The 17,678-nt window shown below is 66.7% G+C and carries 16 protein-coding genes and 2 pseudogenes; 8 read left to right on the top strand and 10 right to left on the bottom strand.

Annotated elements, in window-relative coordinates; translation table 11 throughout:
• Nucleotides 1-361 precede the first annotated feature (361 nt).
• A complete protein-coding gene (locus OVA06_RS01330; protein ID WP_235501517.1) occupies nucleotides 362-730 on the top strand; it encodes a cupin domain-containing protein in 369 nt (122 codons plus the stop codon).
• A 98-nt stretch (nucleotides 731-828) separates the two neighbouring features.
• Nucleotides 829-1,719, top strand: a complete 891-nt coding sequence (locus OVA06_RS01335; RefSeq protein ID WP_268155756.1) for a Rieske 2Fe-2S domain-containing protein — start codon at nucleotides 829-831, stop codon at nucleotides 1,717-1,719.
• A gap of 174 nt (nucleotides 1,720-1,893) precedes the next feature.
• Here the strand turns inward: OVA06_RS01335 and OVA06_RS01340 are convergent.
• From OVA06_RS01340 to OVA06_RS01350, 3 genes and pseudogenes are all read right to left on the bottom strand, one after another.
• A pseudogene (locus OVA06_RS01340) lies at nucleotides 1,894-2,686 on the bottom strand (HNH endonuclease signature motif containing protein); the annotation flags it as partial.
• Between the two features lie 53 nt (nucleotides 2,687-2,739).
• A complete protein-coding gene (locus OVA06_RS01345) occupies nucleotides 2,740-3,948 on the bottom strand; it encodes an N-acetylglucosamine-6-phosphate deacetylase (RefSeq protein ID WP_268155758.1) in 1,209 nt (402 codons plus the stop codon).
• 106 nt (nucleotides 3,949-4,054) lie between these two features.
• Nucleotides 4,055-5,365: an MFS transporter gene (locus OVA06_RS01350; RefSeq protein WP_268155760.1), complete on the bottom strand. Its 1,311-nt coding sequence runs from the start codon at nucleotides 5,363-5,365 to the stop codon at nucleotides 4,055-4,057.
• A 179-nt stretch (nucleotides 5,366-5,544) separates the two neighbouring features.
• On the opposite strand from OVA06_RS01350, the gene OVA06_RS01355 reads away from it, so the two are divergent.
• Nucleotides 5,545-6,363, top strand: a complete 819-nt coding sequence (locus tag OVA06_RS01355; RefSeq protein ID WP_268155762.1) for an IclR family transcriptional regulator — start codon at nucleotides 5,545-5,547, stop codon at nucleotides 6,361-6,363.
• A 15-nt stretch (nucleotides 6,364-6,378) separates the two neighbouring features.
• Here OVA06_RS01355 and OVA06_RS01360 read toward each other — a convergent pair whose 3' ends face one another.
• The gene (locus OVA06_RS01360) at nucleotides 6,379-6,990 is read right to left on the bottom strand and encodes a dTMP kinase (protein ID WP_268155764.1); all 612 of its coding nucleotides are present in this window, start codon (nucleotides 6,988-6,990) and stop codon (nucleotides 6,379-6,381) included.
• A 159-nt stretch (nucleotides 6,991-7,149) separates the two neighbouring features.
• Here OVA06_RS01360 and OVA06_RS01365 point away from each other — a divergent pair, with 159 nt between their 5' ends.
• Both OVA06_RS01365 and OVA06_RS01370 read left to right on the top strand, forming a co-directional pair.
• Nucleotides 7,150-7,455 (top strand): hypothetical protein, encoded by a 306-nt coding sequence (locus OVA06_RS01365; RefSeq protein WP_268155766.1) that lies wholly within the window; start codon nucleotides 7,150-7,152, stop codon nucleotides 7,453-7,455.
• Nucleotide 7,456: 1 nt separating this feature from the next.
• Nucleotides 7,457-8,386 (top strand): threonine/serine dehydratase, encoded by a 930-nt coding sequence (locus OVA06_RS01370; protein WP_268155768.1) that lies wholly within the window; start codon nucleotides 7,457-7,459, stop codon nucleotides 8,384-8,386.
• A gap of 37 nt (nucleotides 8,387-8,423) precedes the next feature.
• On the opposite strand, the gene OVA06_RS01375 is transcribed toward OVA06_RS01370, so the two are convergent.
• Nucleotides 8,424-8,762, bottom strand: coding sequence for a hypothetical protein (locus OVA06_RS01375; RefSeq protein ID WP_015938570.1), 339 nt, complete (start codon nucleotides 8,760-8,762; stop codon nucleotides 8,424-8,426).
• 154 nt (nucleotides 8,763-8,916) lie between these two features.
• Between OVA06_RS01375 and OVA06_RS01380 the strand changes: the two genes are divergently transcribed.
• A complete protein-coding gene (locus tag OVA06_RS01380) occupies nucleotides 8,917-9,897 on the top strand; it encodes a hypothetical protein (RefSeq protein WP_268155769.1) in 981 nt (326 codons plus the stop codon).
• 92 nt (nucleotides 9,898-9,989) lie between these two features.
• On the opposite strand, the gene OVA06_RS01385 is transcribed toward OVA06_RS01380, so the two are convergent.
• The 3 genes from OVA06_RS01385 to OVA06_RS01395 all read right to left on the bottom strand — a co-directional run bounded on the left by OVA06_RS01385 (nucleotide 9,990) and on the right by OVA06_RS01395 (nucleotide 12,476).
• A complete protein-coding gene (locus OVA06_RS01385) occupies nucleotides 9,990-10,631 on the bottom strand; it encodes an NADPH-dependent F420 reductase (RefSeq protein ID WP_268155771.1) in 642 nt (213 codons plus the stop codon).
• Between the two features lie 70 nt (nucleotides 10,632-10,701).
• Complete coding sequence (locus OVA06_RS01390; RefSeq protein ID WP_268155773.1) at nucleotides 10,702-11,385, bottom strand: YitT family protein; 684 nt, start codon at nucleotides 11,383-11,385, stop codon at nucleotides 10,702-10,704.
• Nucleotides 11,382-12,476 carry a histidinol-phosphate transaminase gene (locus OVA06_RS01395; RefSeq protein WP_268155775.1) on the bottom strand — a complete coding sequence of 365 codons (1,095 nt, stop codon included), beginning with the start codon at nucleotides 12,474-12,476 and terminating at the stop codon, nucleotides 11,382-11,384. Before OVA06_RS01395 ends, OVA06_RS01390 begins: the two co-directional genes overlap by 4 nt.
• Before the next feature lie 91 nt (nucleotides 12,477-12,567).
• Between OVA06_RS01395 and OVA06_RS01400 the strand changes: the two genes are divergently transcribed.
• Together OVA06_RS01400 and OVA06_RS01405 are read left to right on the top strand one after the other, a co-directional pair.
• Nucleotides 12,568-13,050 (top strand): Lrp/AsnC family transcriptional regulator, encoded by a 483-nt coding sequence (locus OVA06_RS01400; protein WP_056080814.1) that lies wholly within the window; start codon nucleotides 12,568-12,570, stop codon nucleotides 13,048-13,050.
• Between the two features lie 521 nt (nucleotides 13,051-13,571).
• A pseudogene (locus OVA06_RS01405) lies at nucleotides 13,572-15,609 on the top strand (rhamnogalacturonan lyase).
• A 124-nt stretch (nucleotides 15,610-15,733) separates the two neighbouring features.
• On the opposite strand, the gene OVA06_RS01410 reads toward OVA06_RS01405, so the two are convergent.
• Both OVA06_RS01410 and OVA06_RS01415 read right to left on the bottom strand, forming a co-directional pair.
• The gene (locus OVA06_RS01410; protein WP_268155777.1) at nucleotides 15,734-16,753 is read right to left on the bottom strand and encodes an SRPBCC family protein; all 1,020 of its coding nucleotides are present in this window, start codon (nucleotides 16,751-16,753) and stop codon (nucleotides 15,734-15,736) included.
• 165 nt (nucleotides 16,754-16,918) lie between these two features.
• Nucleotides 16,919-17,647, bottom strand: a complete 729-nt coding sequence (locus tag OVA06_RS01415) for a polysaccharide deacetylase family protein (protein ID WP_056080794.1) — start codon at nucleotides 17,645-17,647, stop codon at nucleotides 16,919-16,921.
• Between the last annotated feature and the right edge of the window lie 31 nt (nucleotides 17,648-17,678).

Raw genomic sequence — 17,678 nt, forward strand, 5'->3', positions numbered from 1 at the left:
GGGGCTTGACTCACCGGAGTTCGTGATCCGGTCATTTAAGCGTGGACCCGCACACGGTCTTATTCCATATGCCGAAGTACCTTTTTTGGCGCGTCTTTGCGACCCGTTCAGGGATCCTCGCGGGGTGCTGCACGTGCCAGGTATCTTCCATTGACTTCAGGTCCGGCAGGGCTACGGTTAGAGGTAACCAGCTTTCTGGTTCGACGGGTGTGCACCGGGGGCATAGGTGCATGCAGAAACAGGTCTCGCTTCACAAACCGTTTCATCGGTATCCGATTCATGGCCCGCCTTACGGCGGGCTTCCCTGCACTGACCCACAGATTGTGTTCCAGTGACCGCTAATTTCATCAGAGCGTTGGCAGTGAAATCATTTGATCTTCCGGATAGGAAGCGCTGCCCCGACAAGGCCGAGTTCGACCTTGTCACCGTTGACGACTACACCGTGGCCCGCCTGATCCTCGCCCCTGGCTGGCGATGGTCCGAATCCGCCAAACCCACTGAGCTGACAGCCTTCTGCGAGCATCACCACCTCGGTTACTGCATCTCAGGCCGGCTGGACATCGAAACGGCCGACGGCGGGTGCTCGTCAATTCACGCGCACGATACCTACGCGCTCCCTCCCGGGCACGACGAGTGGGTGGTGGGCGACGAGCCGTTCGTCGCCGTCGAGTTCCTTGGCGCTGCATCCTTCGGACGGCCGCGGAGCTACGGCATGCATGCGCTGACGTAGCTCTATTTTCGCCGTAAGCAGCCCTATTGAACGGCAGGGTTCCCCGCTATGCTCTGGGTGCATCGACTGCATATGAGATTTCGGGGTAAGGGAGTTCCATGAAACCGCTGCCTGCACTTGAGCTAGTAACCCGCTTTGAGGACGCCGAATGGCTTGATCCAGTGGCCAAGAGCGTGCGGAAAGCAGTCAAGAAAATCATCCCGCCCGGCTGGATGCGCGACGTCCTGCACGGCGTCCCCGTGGGACACCCCGTGCACCCGTTGGCCGTTCAGGTCCCCATGGGCGCGTGGATTTCGGCCGCAGTGCTCGATGCTGTTCCCGGGACCGAGCAGGCGGCCAAGATCCTGGTGGGTGTGGGTGCCCTGAGCGCTGTCCCGTCGGCCGTGGCTGGATTCACGGACTGGACGCAGTTGCATCCCCAGCAGCAGCGCGTGGGGTTGGTCCATGCGGCCGCCAACATCGCGGCCACCAGCCTGTACTCGGCGTCGCTGGTCCAACGTGCCAGGGGCAGCCACACGAGCGGCAAGGTGCTGGCCTACCTGGGCCTCGCCGTGGTGAGCGGCGGAGGCTTCCTGGGCGGCCATCTGACGTATCGGCAGGCAGCCGGCGTGAACCACAGCGAGGAGATTCCACACCGGTTCCCGTCGGGGTGGCATGCCCTGGCGCCACTTGCAGAATTGCCCGACGGAAAGCTCGATAAGCGCGTGGTTGCCGGGCTGAACCTTCTGGCCTTCCGCGAAGGGGACAGCGTCAGCGTGCTCTCCGATGTCTGCAGCCACCTCTCCGGCCCCCTACACGAGGGCAAGCTCAAGAGCTCCAACCTTGCGGACGACGGCGGGCCCTGCGTCGTCTGCCCCTGGCACCGGAGCACGTTCTCCCTCCGGACCGGCGAAGTTGTGGCGGGCCCGGCCACAGCGAAGCAGCCGCGGTTCGACACCCGCATCACCGACGGCATTGTGGAGGTCAGCCTTCCCGGCGCAGATGGGTAGTAGCGTCCTGTCGACGGTTCACGCCTGCTGGCGGGCCACGGCTGCTGACGGGTACGAACTGCCGACAAATCTCGACTGCCCACGCACCACGCCTTCTGTCTGGCTGTGGTTGGTGACGTGTCACGCAGCAATGCCTATTGGCTGAGCAGAAGGCTCACTCGCGACTGCACGGATTCAGGCGGCGAGGTAGGCCGTGAGTGCGCGTTCGAGCGGGCTTAGTTTGTCCGGCTGGTTGCTTGCCGGAGCGCCTGATGCTCCGGTCGGGCTGGACCCACCCGCAGTGCCAGCGGCTCCGGCTGATACAAGATCTGTGGCTGGTGCAGGGTCTCCGACAGTTGTCAGGTGTCTGTCCGGTGCCGTGTGTCCGGTCGCGCCGGGCACGCTGGTCACGACAGATTCCTCGGCCGCGCCAACGTCGCCGCCCGGCGCAAGGTCTCCGGTCGATGCTGAGTCTCCGGGCGCGATGAAGTCTCCGGTCAGGGCCCTGTGCTGTTCGAGTTCGAGGAGTCCGGGTGGCCAGTGTGGTGGTTGTGGGTGGGGGTGTTGGGCCGGGTAGTGGCGGCCTGTGGGGGAGGTCCAGCCGGGTGGTTCAGTCTCGGTTGCTGGTGTGGGGGTCCAGTTGCTGTGGTGTTTGAGGTGGTGGTGTTTCGGGCAGAGCTGGGCCAGGTTGCTGATTCCTGTTGTCCCGTGGTGGTGCCAGGCGGTGAGGTGGTCGGTGTCGTTGTCTGTGCTGGGGTTGGTGCAGTGGGGAAGGTGCAGTGCCCGTCGCGCATCCTGATCCAGCGTTTCATCGCCTCCGTGAGCCGGTAGCTGGTCCGGCCGATCTCCAAGGGCGCACCGTCGCGGGGATCGACGAGGACCCGGTAAAACGAGGTCGCCCCGTCGGCGACGAGTTTCCGTGCCATGGCCGCCGGGATGGGCCCGTACCCGTCCAAATCTGCGGTTCATCAGTGATGCCCAGCAGGGTGACCAGCAGCGCCACAGAACCAGCAACGCAGCGGAACCAGCCGCCCGGCACCCTCACACGAGCGGGGTGACCCATTCGCCGCGCCGGAGCACCCCGGTGAGCCCGAGTCCGGAATCAACCACCACAACGTCCGCAAGCATTCCCGCGGCAAGGTCGCCCACCTCGGAAGACAGCCCGAGGACCGCAGCCGGAACGCTGCTCGCCGCCAGCACCGCATCCTGCAGTGGGACCCCGGCGGCCACGGAAACCCGCACCACATCCAGCAGCGTGGCCGTACCGCCGGCGATGGCACCCGTGGCGTCGACCCGTGCTACGCCCTGCTCAACGGTGACCGCCAGCGTCCCAAGCCGGTAGTCGCCGTCGTGCAGTCCTGTCGCGGCCATCGAATCGGTGACGAGTGCGACGTTCCCGGCACCCACCAGGTCGAACACCAGCTTGATGGTCTCCGGCGCCACGTGGACGCCGTCGCCGATCAGTTCCACCACCGCCTGTCCGGCGCGCGCGGCACTGAGGCTTGCGGCAACGGGGCCGGGGGACCGGTGATGCAGCGGCGGCATGGCATTGAACAGATGGGTCACCGTGGGCCGAAGCCTGCCCGTACCGTTGGACGAACCACGAAGTTCCAAGGCTGCTCGGTCAAGGAAAGCCGCGGCAGTGGAATGCCCGGCGGCCGTGTGCCCCAGCGACGGGATCACCCCGCGGGAGGCCAACAGATCCAGGAGCGCGGAAGCACCCGGAAGCTCTGCGGCGAGCGTCATGGATGCAAGGGACGTCCCGGCGGCTTCCAACAGTTGCTCCATCAGGGCGTTGTCCGGTTCCAGCAGCAACCCCGGGTCGTGGGCGCCGCATTGGGACGACGCGAGGCAGGGGCCCTCAAGATGGGACCCTGCAGTCAAACCCTCCCCGGCCACTGTCCGCAGCGCACTCAGATTGCGCAGCAGGTCCCGTGGCGACCCCGTCACCACGCTGGCCAGCAGGGTTGTGGTGCCCCGGCTGTGCAGGTAGCGCGCCGCGGCCCGGGCGCCGTCCACAGATCCTTCCGAAAAGTCGTTTCCGTGCGCGCCGTGGCAATGCAGATCAACCAGCCCGGGCAGGAGGATACGTCCGGCGGCAGTGGGGCCGCGGGCGGGCAGGGGTTCTCCGGGGAAGTCCGACGCCGGACCGGTGTACGTGACGCGGCGGCCGTCCACAGCCACCACACCATCGGCGATGTCCAGGCGTCCGGTGACCACGCGCCCGCGCAGGATCAGTTCATTGCTCACGTCGTCAGGCCTCCCGCAGCGGATTATTCCACAGCAGGATGCCCCGGGCGGTTACCGCCCGGGGCATGGGTTCAGCTCAGGGGACCTGCGTCCCTACGCCACTCTGTCAGGCAACCAGTTCTGCGTCGGCCGCGACGGCAGGACGCCGCGCCGCCCTGGTGCGCAGCGCGAGCATCAGCACGGCCCCGATCAGCGCGGGTGCCGCAAACGCCATGGCGGCCACGGGTACTCCGCCACCAAAACCCACCAGCAATGCACCGTAGGTGGGCCCGGCGATAGCGCCAAGACGGCCCACGGCCAGGGCCCAACCCAGGCCGGTGGCACGCGTAGCGGCTGGGTAGAACTGGGCGATGAAGTCGTTGATCATGTTCTGTGTTCCCAGTCCGCCAAAGCCCGCGACGGCGGCAAGTACCGTCATGAGGGCAGCCGGAGGGTTGGTGGACATCAGCAGGAGGGCTGCCGCCGCGCTCACGAAGCCGACGATCACCAGCGGCCGTGGCCCGAACTTTTGGCTGGCTACGGACGCAAGGACGGTACCGACGACGGCGCCCACCGAGTAGGCCAGCAGGAACGACACGGAGGAGCCGACACCGAAACCTGCCGTGCGCATGATCTGCGGGAGCCAGGTGCTGACGCCGAAGATCGTCAGCAGGCTCAGGACGGTGATGGCCCAGAGAAGGACAGTGGTGCGGGCTGTCCCCTCGGCGAACAGGGCACGGGTGGGCGAGATCCTGGCGGATGGGACGGCGGATGACGCCGCGGCATCGCCGCTGCCGGGCAGTCCATAGGCGGCTTCGAGCCTGTCCGCCTCGGCGGTGCGGAGCTGAGTGCGGAGGAACGACGGCGATTCCGGCAGCAGGAACCACGCGAACGGGACGATCAACAGGCCGGCCGCTCCGATGGCGTAGACCGGGCGGAAGCCGCTTCCCTCCAACAGTGCCAGCGAACTGAGGGATGCCACCACAGTTCCCACGGCCGGGCCCGTCAGCACTGCGCCGAGCACCAGCGACTTCTTGCCGGGCGGGGCGAACTCGTTGGTAAGCGCCACCGCCGTCGGGAGCAGACCGCCGACGCCGAAGCAGGCGACAAAGCGGAACACCGCAAAAAGCTCCCAGCTCGGCGCTGCGGCGCAGGCCAGCATGGCCAGCGAGAAGAGGGCGAGGGCGCTGACAAAGATCCGGCGCCGGCCCAGCTGGTCGGTCAGCGTGCCGACGATAAGGGAGCCAAGCAGCATCCCCACCAGCGCAATGGAGCCAACGGCACCAGCGGCGGCGGGCGTGACGTTGAACGGCGGATGTCCGATCAGGCCGGGGAGGGTGGCGCCGTAGACGTAAAGGTCGTAGCCGTCCGCGAGCAGGCCAAGCCAGCACAGCACGAAGATGACGGCCAGGGATTTCCTGGGGGCATTGGAGTTCATCGTTGATTCCAATCGGATAAGACGCCAGGCAGTCCCCGGCGGGTCGTCCATCAGCTTGCCCGCCGGTGGGCGTTGCCGAAATCGTACTTTTCACTGAGTGAAAATGCACTTTGTGTCGTGGGCCACAAAGTTGAGGCTTGAAGAAGGAGGGGCGTCTATCAAGGGTGAAGGGAGACCACGTGGCGCGAGCGGGTAGTGCAGCGGGGTCCGTGCCGGGGGTTCCCGGCCAGCCCGTGGTGGTCCGCGCTCTCAGCCTGCTGGCCCAGTTCACCGAACAGCGAAGGGCCCTGAACCTGTCCGAGCTGGCCCGTCTCGCGGACCTGGCGCCCGCCACCGCATTGCGGATGGTGCGCCACCTGACGGAATGGGGAGCGCTGGAAAAGCTGGAGGACGGCCGCTATGTGGTGGGAGTGCGGCTGTGGGAGATTGCCTCCCTGTCGCCCCGCGGCCACGGGGTCCGGCAGATCGCCCTGCCCTACCTCGAGGACCTTTACGAAGTGACGCGCCACCACGTGCTCCTTGCCGTTCGCGAAGGCCACGAGGCTGTCCTGATCGACAGGCTCTCCTCACGCACCGCCACCGAAGTCGCGTACCGGGTAGGTGGCCGGATGCCCCTGTCCACCACCGCCGTCGGGCAGGTCCTCTTGGCCTACACTGCCCCGGACGTGCAGGAAGAGCTGCTGGCGCGGCCGGACGGAGAGGGCGGCGGCCCGGGACGGGTCCCCGCCAAGGACCTGCGTGCACTGCTGGCCCAGGTCAAGCAGGCGGGCGCCGCCGTGGTGAGGCGTACCAATCCGTCGCAGACGGTATCCGTGGCGGCGCCCATCCGTGGCGCCGGCGGGGATGTTGTGGCGGCCCTGTCCATCGTGGTGCCCGATGCCGCCGCCCGGGCGCATGAAATGGTGCCGCTGGTGCGTGCCTCGGCCCTCGCCATCTCCCGGAGCCTGGGGCACCAGGGCAAAGCCAGCGGCGCGTGGCGCCATCCGGCGGCGCGGTAGCGGACAGGAAAAGATTCAGTTTGTGACTGCTGCACCCTCCCCGAAACCGTCCGGCCAGCCGGGCAGGGAGTCCACAGCGTGCAGCACACGTTCTGCCAGTTCGGGGGCGGGACGGGAGGCGTCCACCCGGAGGAAGGTGCCGAATTCAGGCAGTCCCGCGTAGGCATCCCGGAAAGCGGCCAAGTCCGCCAGGGTTTCGGAATCGGTTCCGCGCGCTGTGATCCGGCGGTACGCTTCGGCCGGGTCCAGGTCCAGGTGTACGACGGCGGCGGGCTGGGGAAGTGCCGTGAGCAGCCAGGGCAGGAAGCGCCCGCGCGGCAGTCCCTTCGTGGTGCGCAGGGCAAGCTGGCAATGAAGGTGGCGGTCCATGACCACCACGCCATCGAAGCAGCGGGCCCGGAGATGGGACACCAGCACGTTGGAGACGCGCAGGAGTGTTTCGGCGGCGTCCGCGGCCCTGGCCGGCAGTTGCACACCCCACCTGGCAGCCAGGACGGACATGGTGCGCCGGCCCGCATGGTTGCTCAGCAGCATCGCCTTGCCTCCTCGTGACCGGACAGCCTGCACCAGGGCGCGGGCCGCCGTCGACTTGCCCGAACCGTCGATGCCGGTGAGAACGATGATCATGTGGCCTCCTTCCGCCACTTCCTACAACGCGGGCCGGCCGGCCAACGTCCCGGTTGAGGCCGAACTCACAGGAAGCGCGGCAGAAAGTAGGCTGGGACTCGCGGCGTGCTTCCCCGGAACCGCCCGCAGGACCAGCCAGCAACAACGGAAGGCAGGATCATGACCACACCGAACGATGAGCCCCGCAATACCGCGGACCTCCGTGGACCCGGCGACCCGGACGAAGCCCGGGACAACGCGGAACAAGTCACCGAAGCCCCGCAAAGCGGGCAGCACCCGGAGCAGCCGCACGCCGCCAACATCCGCGAAGAGCAGCAGGCCCACGCTGCCGGGACCGTGCCGGCGTCGTACGTGGGAAGCGGCGAGACTGCCGGCAGCAAGGCTGCAGACCCTGCGGACGGCGGGCAGGAGCGCAAGCCTGAGGAAGCGGTGAAGGATCCCGGGACCTGGGACGACGACGTCTAGGATGATCAGCCGTACGGATGTGGATGAGGCCGCCCAGCGGATTCACGGCCTCACCCGGCTAACGCCCGTGCTGGAGGCAGACCGCGGCCAGTACCAAGGCCCGGTCTGGTTCAAATGCGAATTCCTGCAGCACACCGGAAGTTTCAAGGCACGCGGTGCGCTGAACCGGATCCTGGCCAGCCAGGAACGCGGGGAGCTGACCCCGGCGGGCATTGTGGTGGCTTCGGGAGGCAACGCCGGCCTGGCCAACGCCTACGCAGCTGCCCGGCTTGGCGTGCCTGCAACGGTCTTCGTCCCCGCCGCGGCGCCCGCCGTCAAGGTCGCAAAGCTCAGGGACATCGGTGCCGCCGTCGTGCAGGGCGGCGCGGAATACGCGGTGGCCTACGAAGCAGCGGTGGCGCATGCTGCCGGGACCGGCGCGGTGTACTGCCACGCGTACGACCAGCCGGAGATCGCGGCCGGCGCGGGGACGGTGGGCTTGGAACTGCTGGACCAGGTACCCGGTGTGGACACGGCCCTGGTGGCCGTGGGCGGTGGGGGACTGATGGCCGGCATTGCCGCAGCCGTGGAAGGGCGCGCCAAGGTGGTGGCAGTGGAGCCCGAAGGCGCACCCACCCTTCATGCCGCGCTGCGTGCGGGCAGCCCGGTGGACGTGGCCGTGTCGGGTGTCGCGGCGGATTCGCTGGGTGCCCGCAGCGTTGGCTCGATCGGCTTCGCGGTGGCGGTCCGCGCCGGCGTCGAAAGCGTCCTGGTGACGGATGCGGACATCATCGCCGCCCGGAGCGCGCTGTGGAACGGCTACCGCATCGTGGTGGAGCACGGTGCAGCCGCTGCCTACGCCGCCCTGCTGTCCGGCGCGTATGTGCCGGGACCGGACGAACGCGTGGCCGTGGTCCTGTGCGGCGCCAACATGGACCCGGCCACGCTGTAGGCGGCCGGATCCGCCGCGCAGTTAACCGCTGCGCTGGTTAACTGCAGAGACGGCTGTACGTGCCGCTGGCCTGCTCGTAACCGGACTGGAGTTCGGCCAGCTTGGCCTCGTCCGGGGTTTCCTTCGCCTGTTCATCCGTGTATTCCAGGATGGACTGCAGCGCGGGCTTGAGGTCGTCCGAGGCAACTGCGTGGATGGGGCGGATCTGGTTGGCCAGGCGGTTCATGCCCGTCTTGCCGGCACCGTTGGCGGGGTTCGACACCACGGACTGAATACGCTCGCAGGTTTCGGTGGTGGAAAGCTGTTGGGAAGCGGAGCAGGCCGTGGCGGAGGCAAGGAGGCCTGCGGCGAACAGGACTGTGGCGAGTTTCTTCATGGATCCCTCAGTAGTCGATTGAGGGTTCGATTGTAAGCAGAATGGGGGCTTCGATGCCTTGGCGGGCATGACGCAGGCGCTTAAAATTACTGGACCATCGTGCGGAGCTGCCGCAGATTGGCCCCGCGCATCACCCGCCAACTAAGGATCCAGCATGCGCCGAACAGCACATCGCCGCACCGCCGCAGGACTCATCGCCCTCTTCGCGCTGCTTGCGCCATCCGCCATCCCCGCCTTGGCCTCCGCGCCTCCGCGCGACGTCATAGTGCTCGACGGCGCCAATTCCGCCGAGGGCATCGCCGAGGGCCGCGGGACTGCTTTCTACGCCGGCGAGCTGATGACCGGTGACATTTTCAGAGGCGACATCCGTGACGGGAAGGCAGGGCGGTTCATCGACGTCTCCACCTTCGACCCGAACCCCCGGATGGCTGTTGGCCTCAAGTATGACGAGCGCACCAACCTGCTCTTCGTAGCCGGCGGCGGTACCGGCAAGGCCTTCGTCTATGACGCGGAGACCGGCAAGGACGCGGGCGCCGTTGACCTGGCGCCGGGCTTCATCAACGACGTCACCATCACCAAAGACGGCGCGTGGTTCACCAACTCCAAGCGCCCGGAGCTGTACTTCGTCCCCGTCAGCCGCTCGGGAAAGCTGGGGAAGGTGGAGACGAGGACCCTCAATGATCCAACAATTGCCCTGTCTGATCCGGCAAGCCAGTTCGGACTCAACGGCATAGCGTCGGCCAGCGGAGGTAAAGTCCTGATCGTTGCACATACCTTCAACGAGGCCGTTTACACCGTGGATCCCGAGACCGGCGACACCGCGAAGATCGACACTCCGGCGCTGCCCTACGTTGACGGCATCCTGGTGAAGGGCCGCACCCTGTGGGCCGTCCAGAACCAGCAGGACAAGATCGCCCGCATCAGGCTTTCCGGCGACCTCTCATCCGGCAAGCTCAGGGAAGAGATCACCAGCAAGAACTTTGACGTCCCCACCACACTGGCCAGGTTCGGAGATACCCTCGCCGTGGTAAACGCGAAGTTCAACAAGATGCCGCCGCCCACGCAGTATGAAGTGGTGCTGGTCCCTGCCCGCAGCCACGACCATGACAGCAGCCACGATCAGGACGACGACTGACAAGACCCTGGCTGGCAGCAAACCGTCGCCGAAACCGGGTTTTCGCGACAGGTGCTGCCAGCCAGTTCGGGCTGGTCTTAGCCAAGAAGTGCTCAGACGGTGCGGGGTGCCTTCGCCAGGTTGTCCTTGAGTTCGGCGGCGTTCTGCCGCTTCACGTAGGCCGGCCGGTCACGCTCAACACGCCAGCTTTCCTCCAGCGGGCCCACATTGACGGTATCGAAGCCGAATTCGTCGTACAGGTTCGCCACCAGTTCGGCGGCCTCCGGGTAGTCGCTGGCGGTGGCAAGGGCACGGCGGTTGTCCGTGCCGGCCGGGGTGCCGTCCGTGGTGATGTCCTTGGCCATGATGTGGTTAAAGCCCTTGGCCACCTTTGACTGGGGCAGGTGCTCCTGCAGCAGGCCGGAGGTGGTGGCTTCGCCGTTGTCCAGTGCCGGGACCCGGCCGTCGCGCTCCCAGTAGTAGTTGTTGGTGTCGATGACGATCTTGCCTGCAAGCGGCTCCGCCGGAACGTCCTTGTAGTTCTTCAGCGGCACCGTAACCACGGCGAAGTCGCCGGCTGCGGCCGCTTCAGCTGCAGTTGCAGCCCGTGCCTTCGGGCCAAGCTCTGCCACGAGGTCCGTCAGGGTTTCCGGTCCGCGCGAGTTGCTGATGACTACGTCGTAGCCCAGCTCCGCCGCCTTCCGGGCAACCTGGCTTCCAATATGTCCTGCACCGATGATTCCGATTGTTGTCATAGTGGCGGCAACAGCGGCTCCCATGAAGTTATTTCAGGCAACTTTCGGGAATAAAACGGCGGCGAAGCAGCTACTTTCCCAGGTAGCGCCCCGGCCGGTGGTTCAGCGCCAGGATGAGGTTCAGCAGGGTGGCGCCGGCTGCGGAGAGAAGCACCATCAGCGGGGACACCAGGGCAAGGGCTGCCAGCACGATGGCCACGTCCAGCACCATCTGCACATACCCGGCCCGCCATTTCAGCTTGTCCTGCAGCAGCAGCGCCAGGATGTTGAAGCCGCCCAGGCTGGACTTGTGCCGGAACAGGATCAGCAGTCCCACACCGGCCAGGAGGTTCCCGGCTCCAACGCCGTAGGCGGGGTCCAGCTCCAGGGACCCGAAGGCCCACGGGTGCAGGCTGGCCATCACCGAGACCAGCGCGATGGCGGCCCCGGTGCGGAGGGCGAAATTCCAACCCTTCTTCCAGATGGCGAGGCCGAAGAACGGCAGGTTGACCGCCGTGAAAATAACTCCGAACGGCAACGGAACGGTGTAGCTGAGCAGCAGGGCCAGCCCCGCGGTGCCGCCGGTCACCGCCTCGCTGGACTTGAGCAGGAACAGGCCCAGCGACGCCGCGAACGTGCCCGTCAGGATGCCCAGGACGTCCTCCACCACTGAATGGCGGGCGGCCGACGGCGGCACGGCGGGTCCCGCCGTGGTCCCGCCTTGCCCGGGCGTTCCGTCAGCCGGGGCCGGGGTGCGAAGTGCTGAGGTGGTCACTGGGCGGCGAACCGTTCCCGGTGGGCGAGGACAGCGAGCACGCGATCGTTCGTTGCCCGGTCCGCCAGGCTGATCCGCACACCGTCACCGGCATAGCCGCGGGCCAGGATGTCGGCCGAGGACAACGCGTTCAGGAGTTGCCCGCGCAGTTCGTCAGAGGCGCGGAGCCAGTAGAAATTGGCCTGGCTGTCCGGGACGTCCCAACCGGATTCCCGCAGGGTCCCGATCACGCGGGTGCGTTCCTCCGCCACGGCGTCGGTGCGAGCGGCGAGCTCGTCGGTGGCTGCCAGCGAAGCGATGGCCGCGGCCTGGGCCATCCGGTTCACGCCGAACGGAATGGCGGTGCGCCGCAGGCCGTCCGCTATCGACGGGCGGGCAATGGCATAGCCAATCCGCAGCCCCGCCAGCCCGTAGGCCTTGGAAAAGGTGCGCAGGATGCAGAGGTTGGGGTACCGGCGGTAGAACGCCAGCGAATCCAGGCCGGAGCCGCGCTGGTATTCGACATACGCCTCGTCCAGCACCACCAGGACGTGCGGCGGGACTGCCTGCAGGAACTCCTCCAGTGCGTCCGCTTCGATGGACACGCCGGTGGGGTTGTTGGGCGAGCAGAGGAGTACCAGGCGGGTGCGGTCCGTGATGGCCGCGGCCATGGCGGAGAGGTTGTGGTGCTCGGTGTCCAGCAGCGGAACGGGCACCGGCCTGGCGCCCGCCACCGTGACCAGGATGGGGTAGGCCTCGAAGGAACGCCACGCGAAGACCACTTCATCGCCGGCATCGCACACGGCGGAAATGATCTGCTGCAGCACGCCGGAGCTGCCCGGACCCGCGGCGATTTCATCTGCGGTGACGCCCACGTGCCGGGCGATCGCCTCGCGAGCGTCCACCACGCCCATGTTCGGGTACCGGTGCATCAGGGAGGCCTCGGCGGCCACCACATCGACCACCGAGGGCAGGGGAGCGAAGTGGCTCTCGTTGGAGGCCAGGGCCGCGGTCAGTTCGGACTCGGCGCTCTTGCCGGCAACGTACGCGGGAAGCTGTGCGACGGCGGCGCGGAGGGCGGGAGCGGCCGCTTCGGGAAGGGTGCTGGTCATGCCAGCATCGTGGGACAAATAGGGGCGTCTGCGCAACACAGCCGGTTCCGGCAGGACAGATCCTGATGCAATGGTGCCCATGAGTGGCAAAATGCTCACTATGCACCGCATTGATGCCCTTGACGCAGAGATCCTCCTCACACTCGACCGGGACCCGCAGGCCACAGTCCTTTCGCTCTCGAGGTCGCTGGGCGTGGCCCGCAACACCGTGCATGCCCGGCTGCGGCGGCTGGTGAACGACGGCAGCCTGGCGCCATTCAGCCAGCGGGTCCGCACCGAAGCCCTGGGGTTGCCGCTGATCGCTTTCATTTCGATCTCCATCAGCCAGTCCGCCAGCGACGAAGCCACGGCGGCGCTGCAGGCCGTTCCGGAAATCATCGAAATGCACGCCACCACCGGCGACGCGGACCTGCTTGCGAAAGTGGCGGCGAAGGACCCGGCCGACCTGCACCGGGTAACCAACGCGATGCTGGCGATCGCCGGCGTCGTACGCACCAGCACGGCGATGTCCCTGGTGGAGGTCATGCCCACCCGGACACTGCCGCTCCTCGAAGCGGTGGCCCATTCCAAGTAGCCCCCTGCGACGCGCGCTCACGTGTGGTGCTTATTTCACCGACGCGCGCACAATGGCGTCGCGGTCAGGCGAGTAGTCCAAAGCGTCGATGAGCGCATCCACGTGCGGCGCAGGTTCCCGGGACGCCCAAACACCTCTTGCAAATTTTGCGGAGACGCCCGCTCACCTTCCTCCTTTCGGAGCTACGTGGTGAGCGGGCGTTTCCGTGTAAGGCGCCAAACGTGAGCGGGCGTTCGGCATTTCGTCCCGGGAAGGGAGCGCGCGTTTGGGAAAGTCGCTGCAAACTGAGCGCCCGTCACCATGGAAGAAAGAACGTAACGGAACAATTTCTCCCAACCATTAACGGTCAAACCCTTGACCAGCTTTGTCATTCGTTGATAAACCAGAAGGGCAGAAAGCGTTTTCCATCCGACGCGGACCCCTAGCCCACCTCTACGAAGCGGTGCGCTTCCGCGTGGTTGAAACGTTCCAAACTGTTGAGCGGCAGACTCAGCTGCCGCCGCATCAAAGGAGATGTTCTTTTGGTTTACCACTCGCAGTGTTCCCCCACATCCCGGGCCGGCAGGGCCCGGAAAGCAGCACCCCTGGCGGCAGCAGCGGCCTCCCTCACCGCCGCGGCGCTCGCCTTCACGGGAGTTCCGCTGGCCCAGGCCGATGAGGCCACCGCGCAGGGCCAGCCCACCGCGCAAGGCCAGTCCTCGGCGCCGGGCCAGGCGGCAAAGCAGGCCCTCAAGCGCCAGGTGGAAAACCTGGACCGGGCCCCCGTGGCCGTGCTGACGGACCAGGGCGTCACCTTGGGCTGGCGAATGCTCGGCCTGGACAAGGACAGTGTGGGCTTCCAGGTGCTGCGTGACGGCAAGCAGATCACGAAGGAGCCCATCCGGGACACCACCACCTTCGTTGACCCCGACGGAACGGCCCAGTCCAAGTACGTCATCAAGACCGTGGGCAACGGCAACGGGCAGGACAAGCTCAGCGCCGAGTTCACCCCGCTGGCGCAGAACTACCTGGCCATCAAGCTGGATAAGCCGGCGGACGGCGTCAGCAAGGACGGAAAGCCCTACACCTACAGCGCCAACGACTCCACGGTGGCGGACCTGGACGGCGACGGCGCTTACGAGATCATCCAGCTCTGGAACCCGTCCAACGCCCAGGACAACTCCAAGTCCGGCTTCACGGGCAACGTCTACGTCGATGCCTACAAGATGGACGGCACCAAGCTCTGGCGGATTGACCTGGGCAAGAACATCCGCGCCGGCGCGCACTACACCCAGATGCTGGCCTACGACTTCGAACGGCGACGGCAAGGCCGAGGTGTCGTTCAAGACAGCAGACGGCACCACGGACGCCGCCGGAACCGTCATCGGCGACGCCGCGGTGGACTACCGCAACAGCGCCGGCTACGTCCTGTCCGGCCCGGAATTCCTCACGGTCTTCAACGGGGCAACGGGCACCATCATGGACACCGTTCCCTACGACCCGCCGCGCGGCAACGTCGCAGCCTGGGGCGATGGCTACGGTAACCGCGTGGACCGGTTCCTGGCCGGCGTCGCCTACCTCGACGGCGAAAAGCCGTCCCTGATGTTCAGCCGCGGCTACTACACCCGCACCGTCCTGGTCACTTATGACCTGGTGGACGGCAAGCTGGTGAAGCGCTGGACCTTCGACTCGGACATCGCCGGCGCCGAATACAAGGGCCAAGGCAACCACAACCTTTCCGTGGCGGACGTGGACCAGGACGGCAAGGACGAGTTCGTCTTCGGCTCCATGACCATCGACGACGACGGCAAGCCCCTGTACAACACCAAGCTGGGCCACGGCGATGCCATCCACACCGGCGACCTGGACCCGTCCCGGCCCGGCCTGGAAACGTTCGCGGTGCACGAGAGCATGAGCCAGAGCGGCAACCGCGGCGCCACCTTCCGCGATGCCGCCACGGGCGAAGTGCTGTGGAGCATCCCCGCCATCAAGGACACCGGCCGCGGCGCCACGGGCGACATCGACCCCCGGTTCCCCGGCGCTGAAAGCTGGGCCGTGGGCGGGGACGCTGCCTGGAACTCGCCCGTCGGCTTCCTGATGTCCGCCAAGGGCGAGCGGATCTCGGACAAGATTCCGGCCGCCAACTTCATGGCCTGGTGGGACGGCGACCTGTTGCGTGAAATCGTGGACCATGAGTTCGACGCCGAAGCAGGCATGGGCGTACCCACTATCTCCAAGTGGAACTGGGAGACCGAAACCAGCGACCGGTTGCTGACCGCCACTGGCGCCCGCACCAACAACCACACCAAGGGCAACCCGTCGCTCCAGGCCGACCTGCTGGGCGACTGGCGCGAGGAGCTGGTCTTCCCGTCCACCGACAGCACCGAGCTGCGGATCTACACCAGCACCTCGCCCACCGAAGTCCGGCTCCGCACGCTGATGCACGATCCGATGTACCGGACCGGCGTGGCACGCGAGACCGTGGGCTACAACCAGCCGCCGCACCCGAGCTTCTTCATCGGCGAGGGCATGGAGACGCCGGCAGCGCCGTCCGTCTTCTACGCAGGCAAGACGAAGTAGTAAACGCCGCTGGTCAACAAAGCACCGCCCGCCTCGGGGAGAGGCGGGCGGTGCTTTGTTGAGGAATGCAACGTGCGACGCCGGCACCCGCCTTGGGCGGGCCGGTGGCCGGACGCGGCGTCCGTCAGTGCTGGCCGAGGTTCCCGCCGACCGGGGGCAGGCCACCGTCCGGGCGGCGCTCATCCTCGCGGCGTTCGCCAGCGCTGAATTCTTCACCTTCGCGCGTTTCGTCGGATTCGCCCGTGGTGTCCACCAGGCCGTTGGTCTGGTCGAACGGGTGGCCGATCCTGTCATCGCCGAGGTCGGCGACCGATCCGTCGGTGACCGGGCCGGTGGCGCCGGCTGCCGCCGTCGTGCCTGTTGCCGTGGTGCCGCTGCCTGTCACTCCTGCCCCGCTGCCCGTGACCCCGGCCCCACTGCCAGTAACGCCTGCGCCGCTGCCGGCGGTGTCGGTGGTCGTGTCGGTCGGGATCGGCGTGACCGTGACGGGTTCGCCGGGAGCCACGGGGGTGACCGTTTCGTCGGCACCCACGGTGGTGTCCTTGTTACCGCTGGCAGCCATTGCCGCTGCGGCGCCGGCCACTGCGGCCACGCCGACGCCGGCCGCCACCTTGCCTGAGACGCCTGCCTTGCCGGCATCACCGCGGGAGGCCCCAGCGTGCTCAACCCCGGGCGTACCCGTCGATACGCCGGGGTTGACGCTGCCTCGCCAGGCGCCGCTGGCGTAACCCTCGTCCTCGATGAACTCCTTGAACTTCTGGAGGTCGGACTCTGCCTGGCGTTCAATAACGTTGAGCTTGTCGCCGATCTTCTCCACAACGCCTTCCGGCTCGTACTCGAGGGTCAGCCGCAGGGAGGTCTGGCCGCCGCCCACGTCCTCGAATTCGACCGCTCCAGCGTTGGTTGCGCCCTCCGTGGCGGCCCAGGAAACCTTGCGGTCCGGCACCTGCTCCAGGATCCTGGCCTCCCACTGCCGGCGGATGCCGCCGATCTCGGCCACCCATTCCAGCCGGTCGTCACTGAGTTGGGTGACGCTCTTGACTCCGCCCATGAAGTGCGGGAACTCCTCGAACTGGGTCCACTGGTTGTAGGCCGTGCTCACCGGAACGTTCACCAGAATGCGCTTTTCCACCTTCGTGCTCATAACGTCTCCTTTGCTCTGTTACCGGAAGCCGATGGATCTGCAGAAATCATCAGCATGCTTACCAAGTTACCTTCCGGAGACGCAGGAATCCACCCCCTGATTTTGGGATGGGCGGCGTGAGGAGAAGCGGCCGACGGAGGCACAGGGGTCAGGCGGCGGCTTCGGTCAGGGTGCCACCACCACCCCGTACGACCCCTCGTTCAGCGGGTTGGCGGTCGCGGAAGGTGCCACGACGCCAAAGTCGTAACCCCGTGCCCGCAGAGCGTCGATGGACCGGGCCAGGTAGGACCACTGCGACGCGGGGCAGGACAGGACATCGTTGCCGTCGTGGAGCAGGATGATCGCGCCGGGTGCAGCTTCATCGAGGACGTACTTCTGTACGCCGGCTGCACCGGGGCATTCGAAGTCGCCGGGCTGGCCGATATGCCAGCGCCACTGGATGCCGCCGCTCATCCCGATGCTCCTGATGTAGTTCAGTGAGTAGGACGTGCTGTTGCCGAACGGAAAGCGCATCAGCCTGGGCGTTACGCCGGTGATGGCAGTGATGGCGGAGTTGGTGCGGTCAACTTCCTGCCGCTGCCTGGTCTGGCTCAGTTCCGGGAAATTGGCGTGATCCCACGAGTGGTTGCCGATCACGTGTCCCTCGGCCTTGATCCGGCGGACGAGGTCGGGGTACTGCTGTGCGTGGTTGCCCTGGAGGAAGAAGGTGGCCTTAACCCCCTTCTGCTTGAGGACGTCGAGGACGAAGGCCGTGCGCTGGACTGACGGGCCGTCGTCGAAGGTAAGGCCGATCAGCGGCTTGTCCGCTGCGTTGGCCGCCACCGGGCTGCCCACCAGCAAGGCCGCAGCCAAGCTCGCGGCAGCCAGGAGCACGGCGGCAAATTTGCTTTTCATGGTGCTCGTTTCCCTTCCCAAGGTCCTCCTG

The organism is Pseudarthrobacter sp. SL88 (assembly GCF_026672455.1).
Classification (GTDB): domain Bacteria; phylum Actinomycetota; class Actinomycetes; order Actinomycetales; family Micrococcaceae; genus Arthrobacter.

Coding starts and splice junctions, on each gene's coding strand:
- OVA06_RS01385 (WP_268155771.1), bottom strand. CDS start 10,631: ATGACAACAATCGGAATCATCGGTGCAGGACATATTGGAAGCCAGGTT.
- OVA06_RS01365 (WP_268155766.1), top strand. CDS start 7,150: ATGACCACACCGAACGATGAGCCCCGCAATACCGCGGACCTCCGTGGA.
- OVA06_RS01335 (WP_268155756.1), top strand. CDS start 829: ATGAAACCGCTGCCTGCACTTGAGCTAGTAACCCGCTTTGAGGACGCC.
- OVA06_RS01380 (WP_268155769.1), top strand. CDS start 8,917: ATGCGCCGAACAGCACATCGCCGCACCGCCGCAGGACTCATCGCCCTC.
- OVA06_RS01410 (WP_268155777.1), bottom strand. CDS start 16,753: ATGAGCACGAAGGTGGAAAAGCGCATTCTGGTGAACGTTCCGGTGAGC.
- OVA06_RS01375 (WP_015938570.1), bottom strand. CDS start 8,762: ATGAAGAAACTCGCCACAGTCCTGTTCGCCGCAGGCCTCCTTGCCTCC.
- OVA06_RS01370 (WP_268155768.1), top strand. CDS start 7,457: ATGATCAGCCGTACGGATGTGGATGAGGCCGCCCAGCGGATTCACGGC.
- OVA06_RS01415 (WP_056080794.1), bottom strand. CDS start 17,647: ATGAAAAGCAAATTTGCCGCCGTGCTCCTGGCTGCCGCGAGCTTGGCT.
- OVA06_RS01350 (WP_268155760.1), bottom strand. CDS start 5,365: ATGAACTCCAATGCCCCCAGGAAATCCCTGGCCGTCATCTTCGTGCTG.
- OVA06_RS01360 (WP_268155764.1), bottom strand. CDS start 6,990: ATGATCATCGTTCTCACCGGCATCGACGGTTCGGGCAAGTCGACGGCG.
- OVA06_RS01395 (WP_268155775.1), bottom strand. CDS start 12,476: ATGACCAGCACCCTTCCCGAAGCGGCCGCTCCCGCCCTCCGCGCCGCC.
- OVA06_RS01400 (WP_056080814.1), top strand. CDS start 12,568: ATGCTCACTATGCACCGCATTGATGCCCTTGACGCAGAGATCCTCCTC.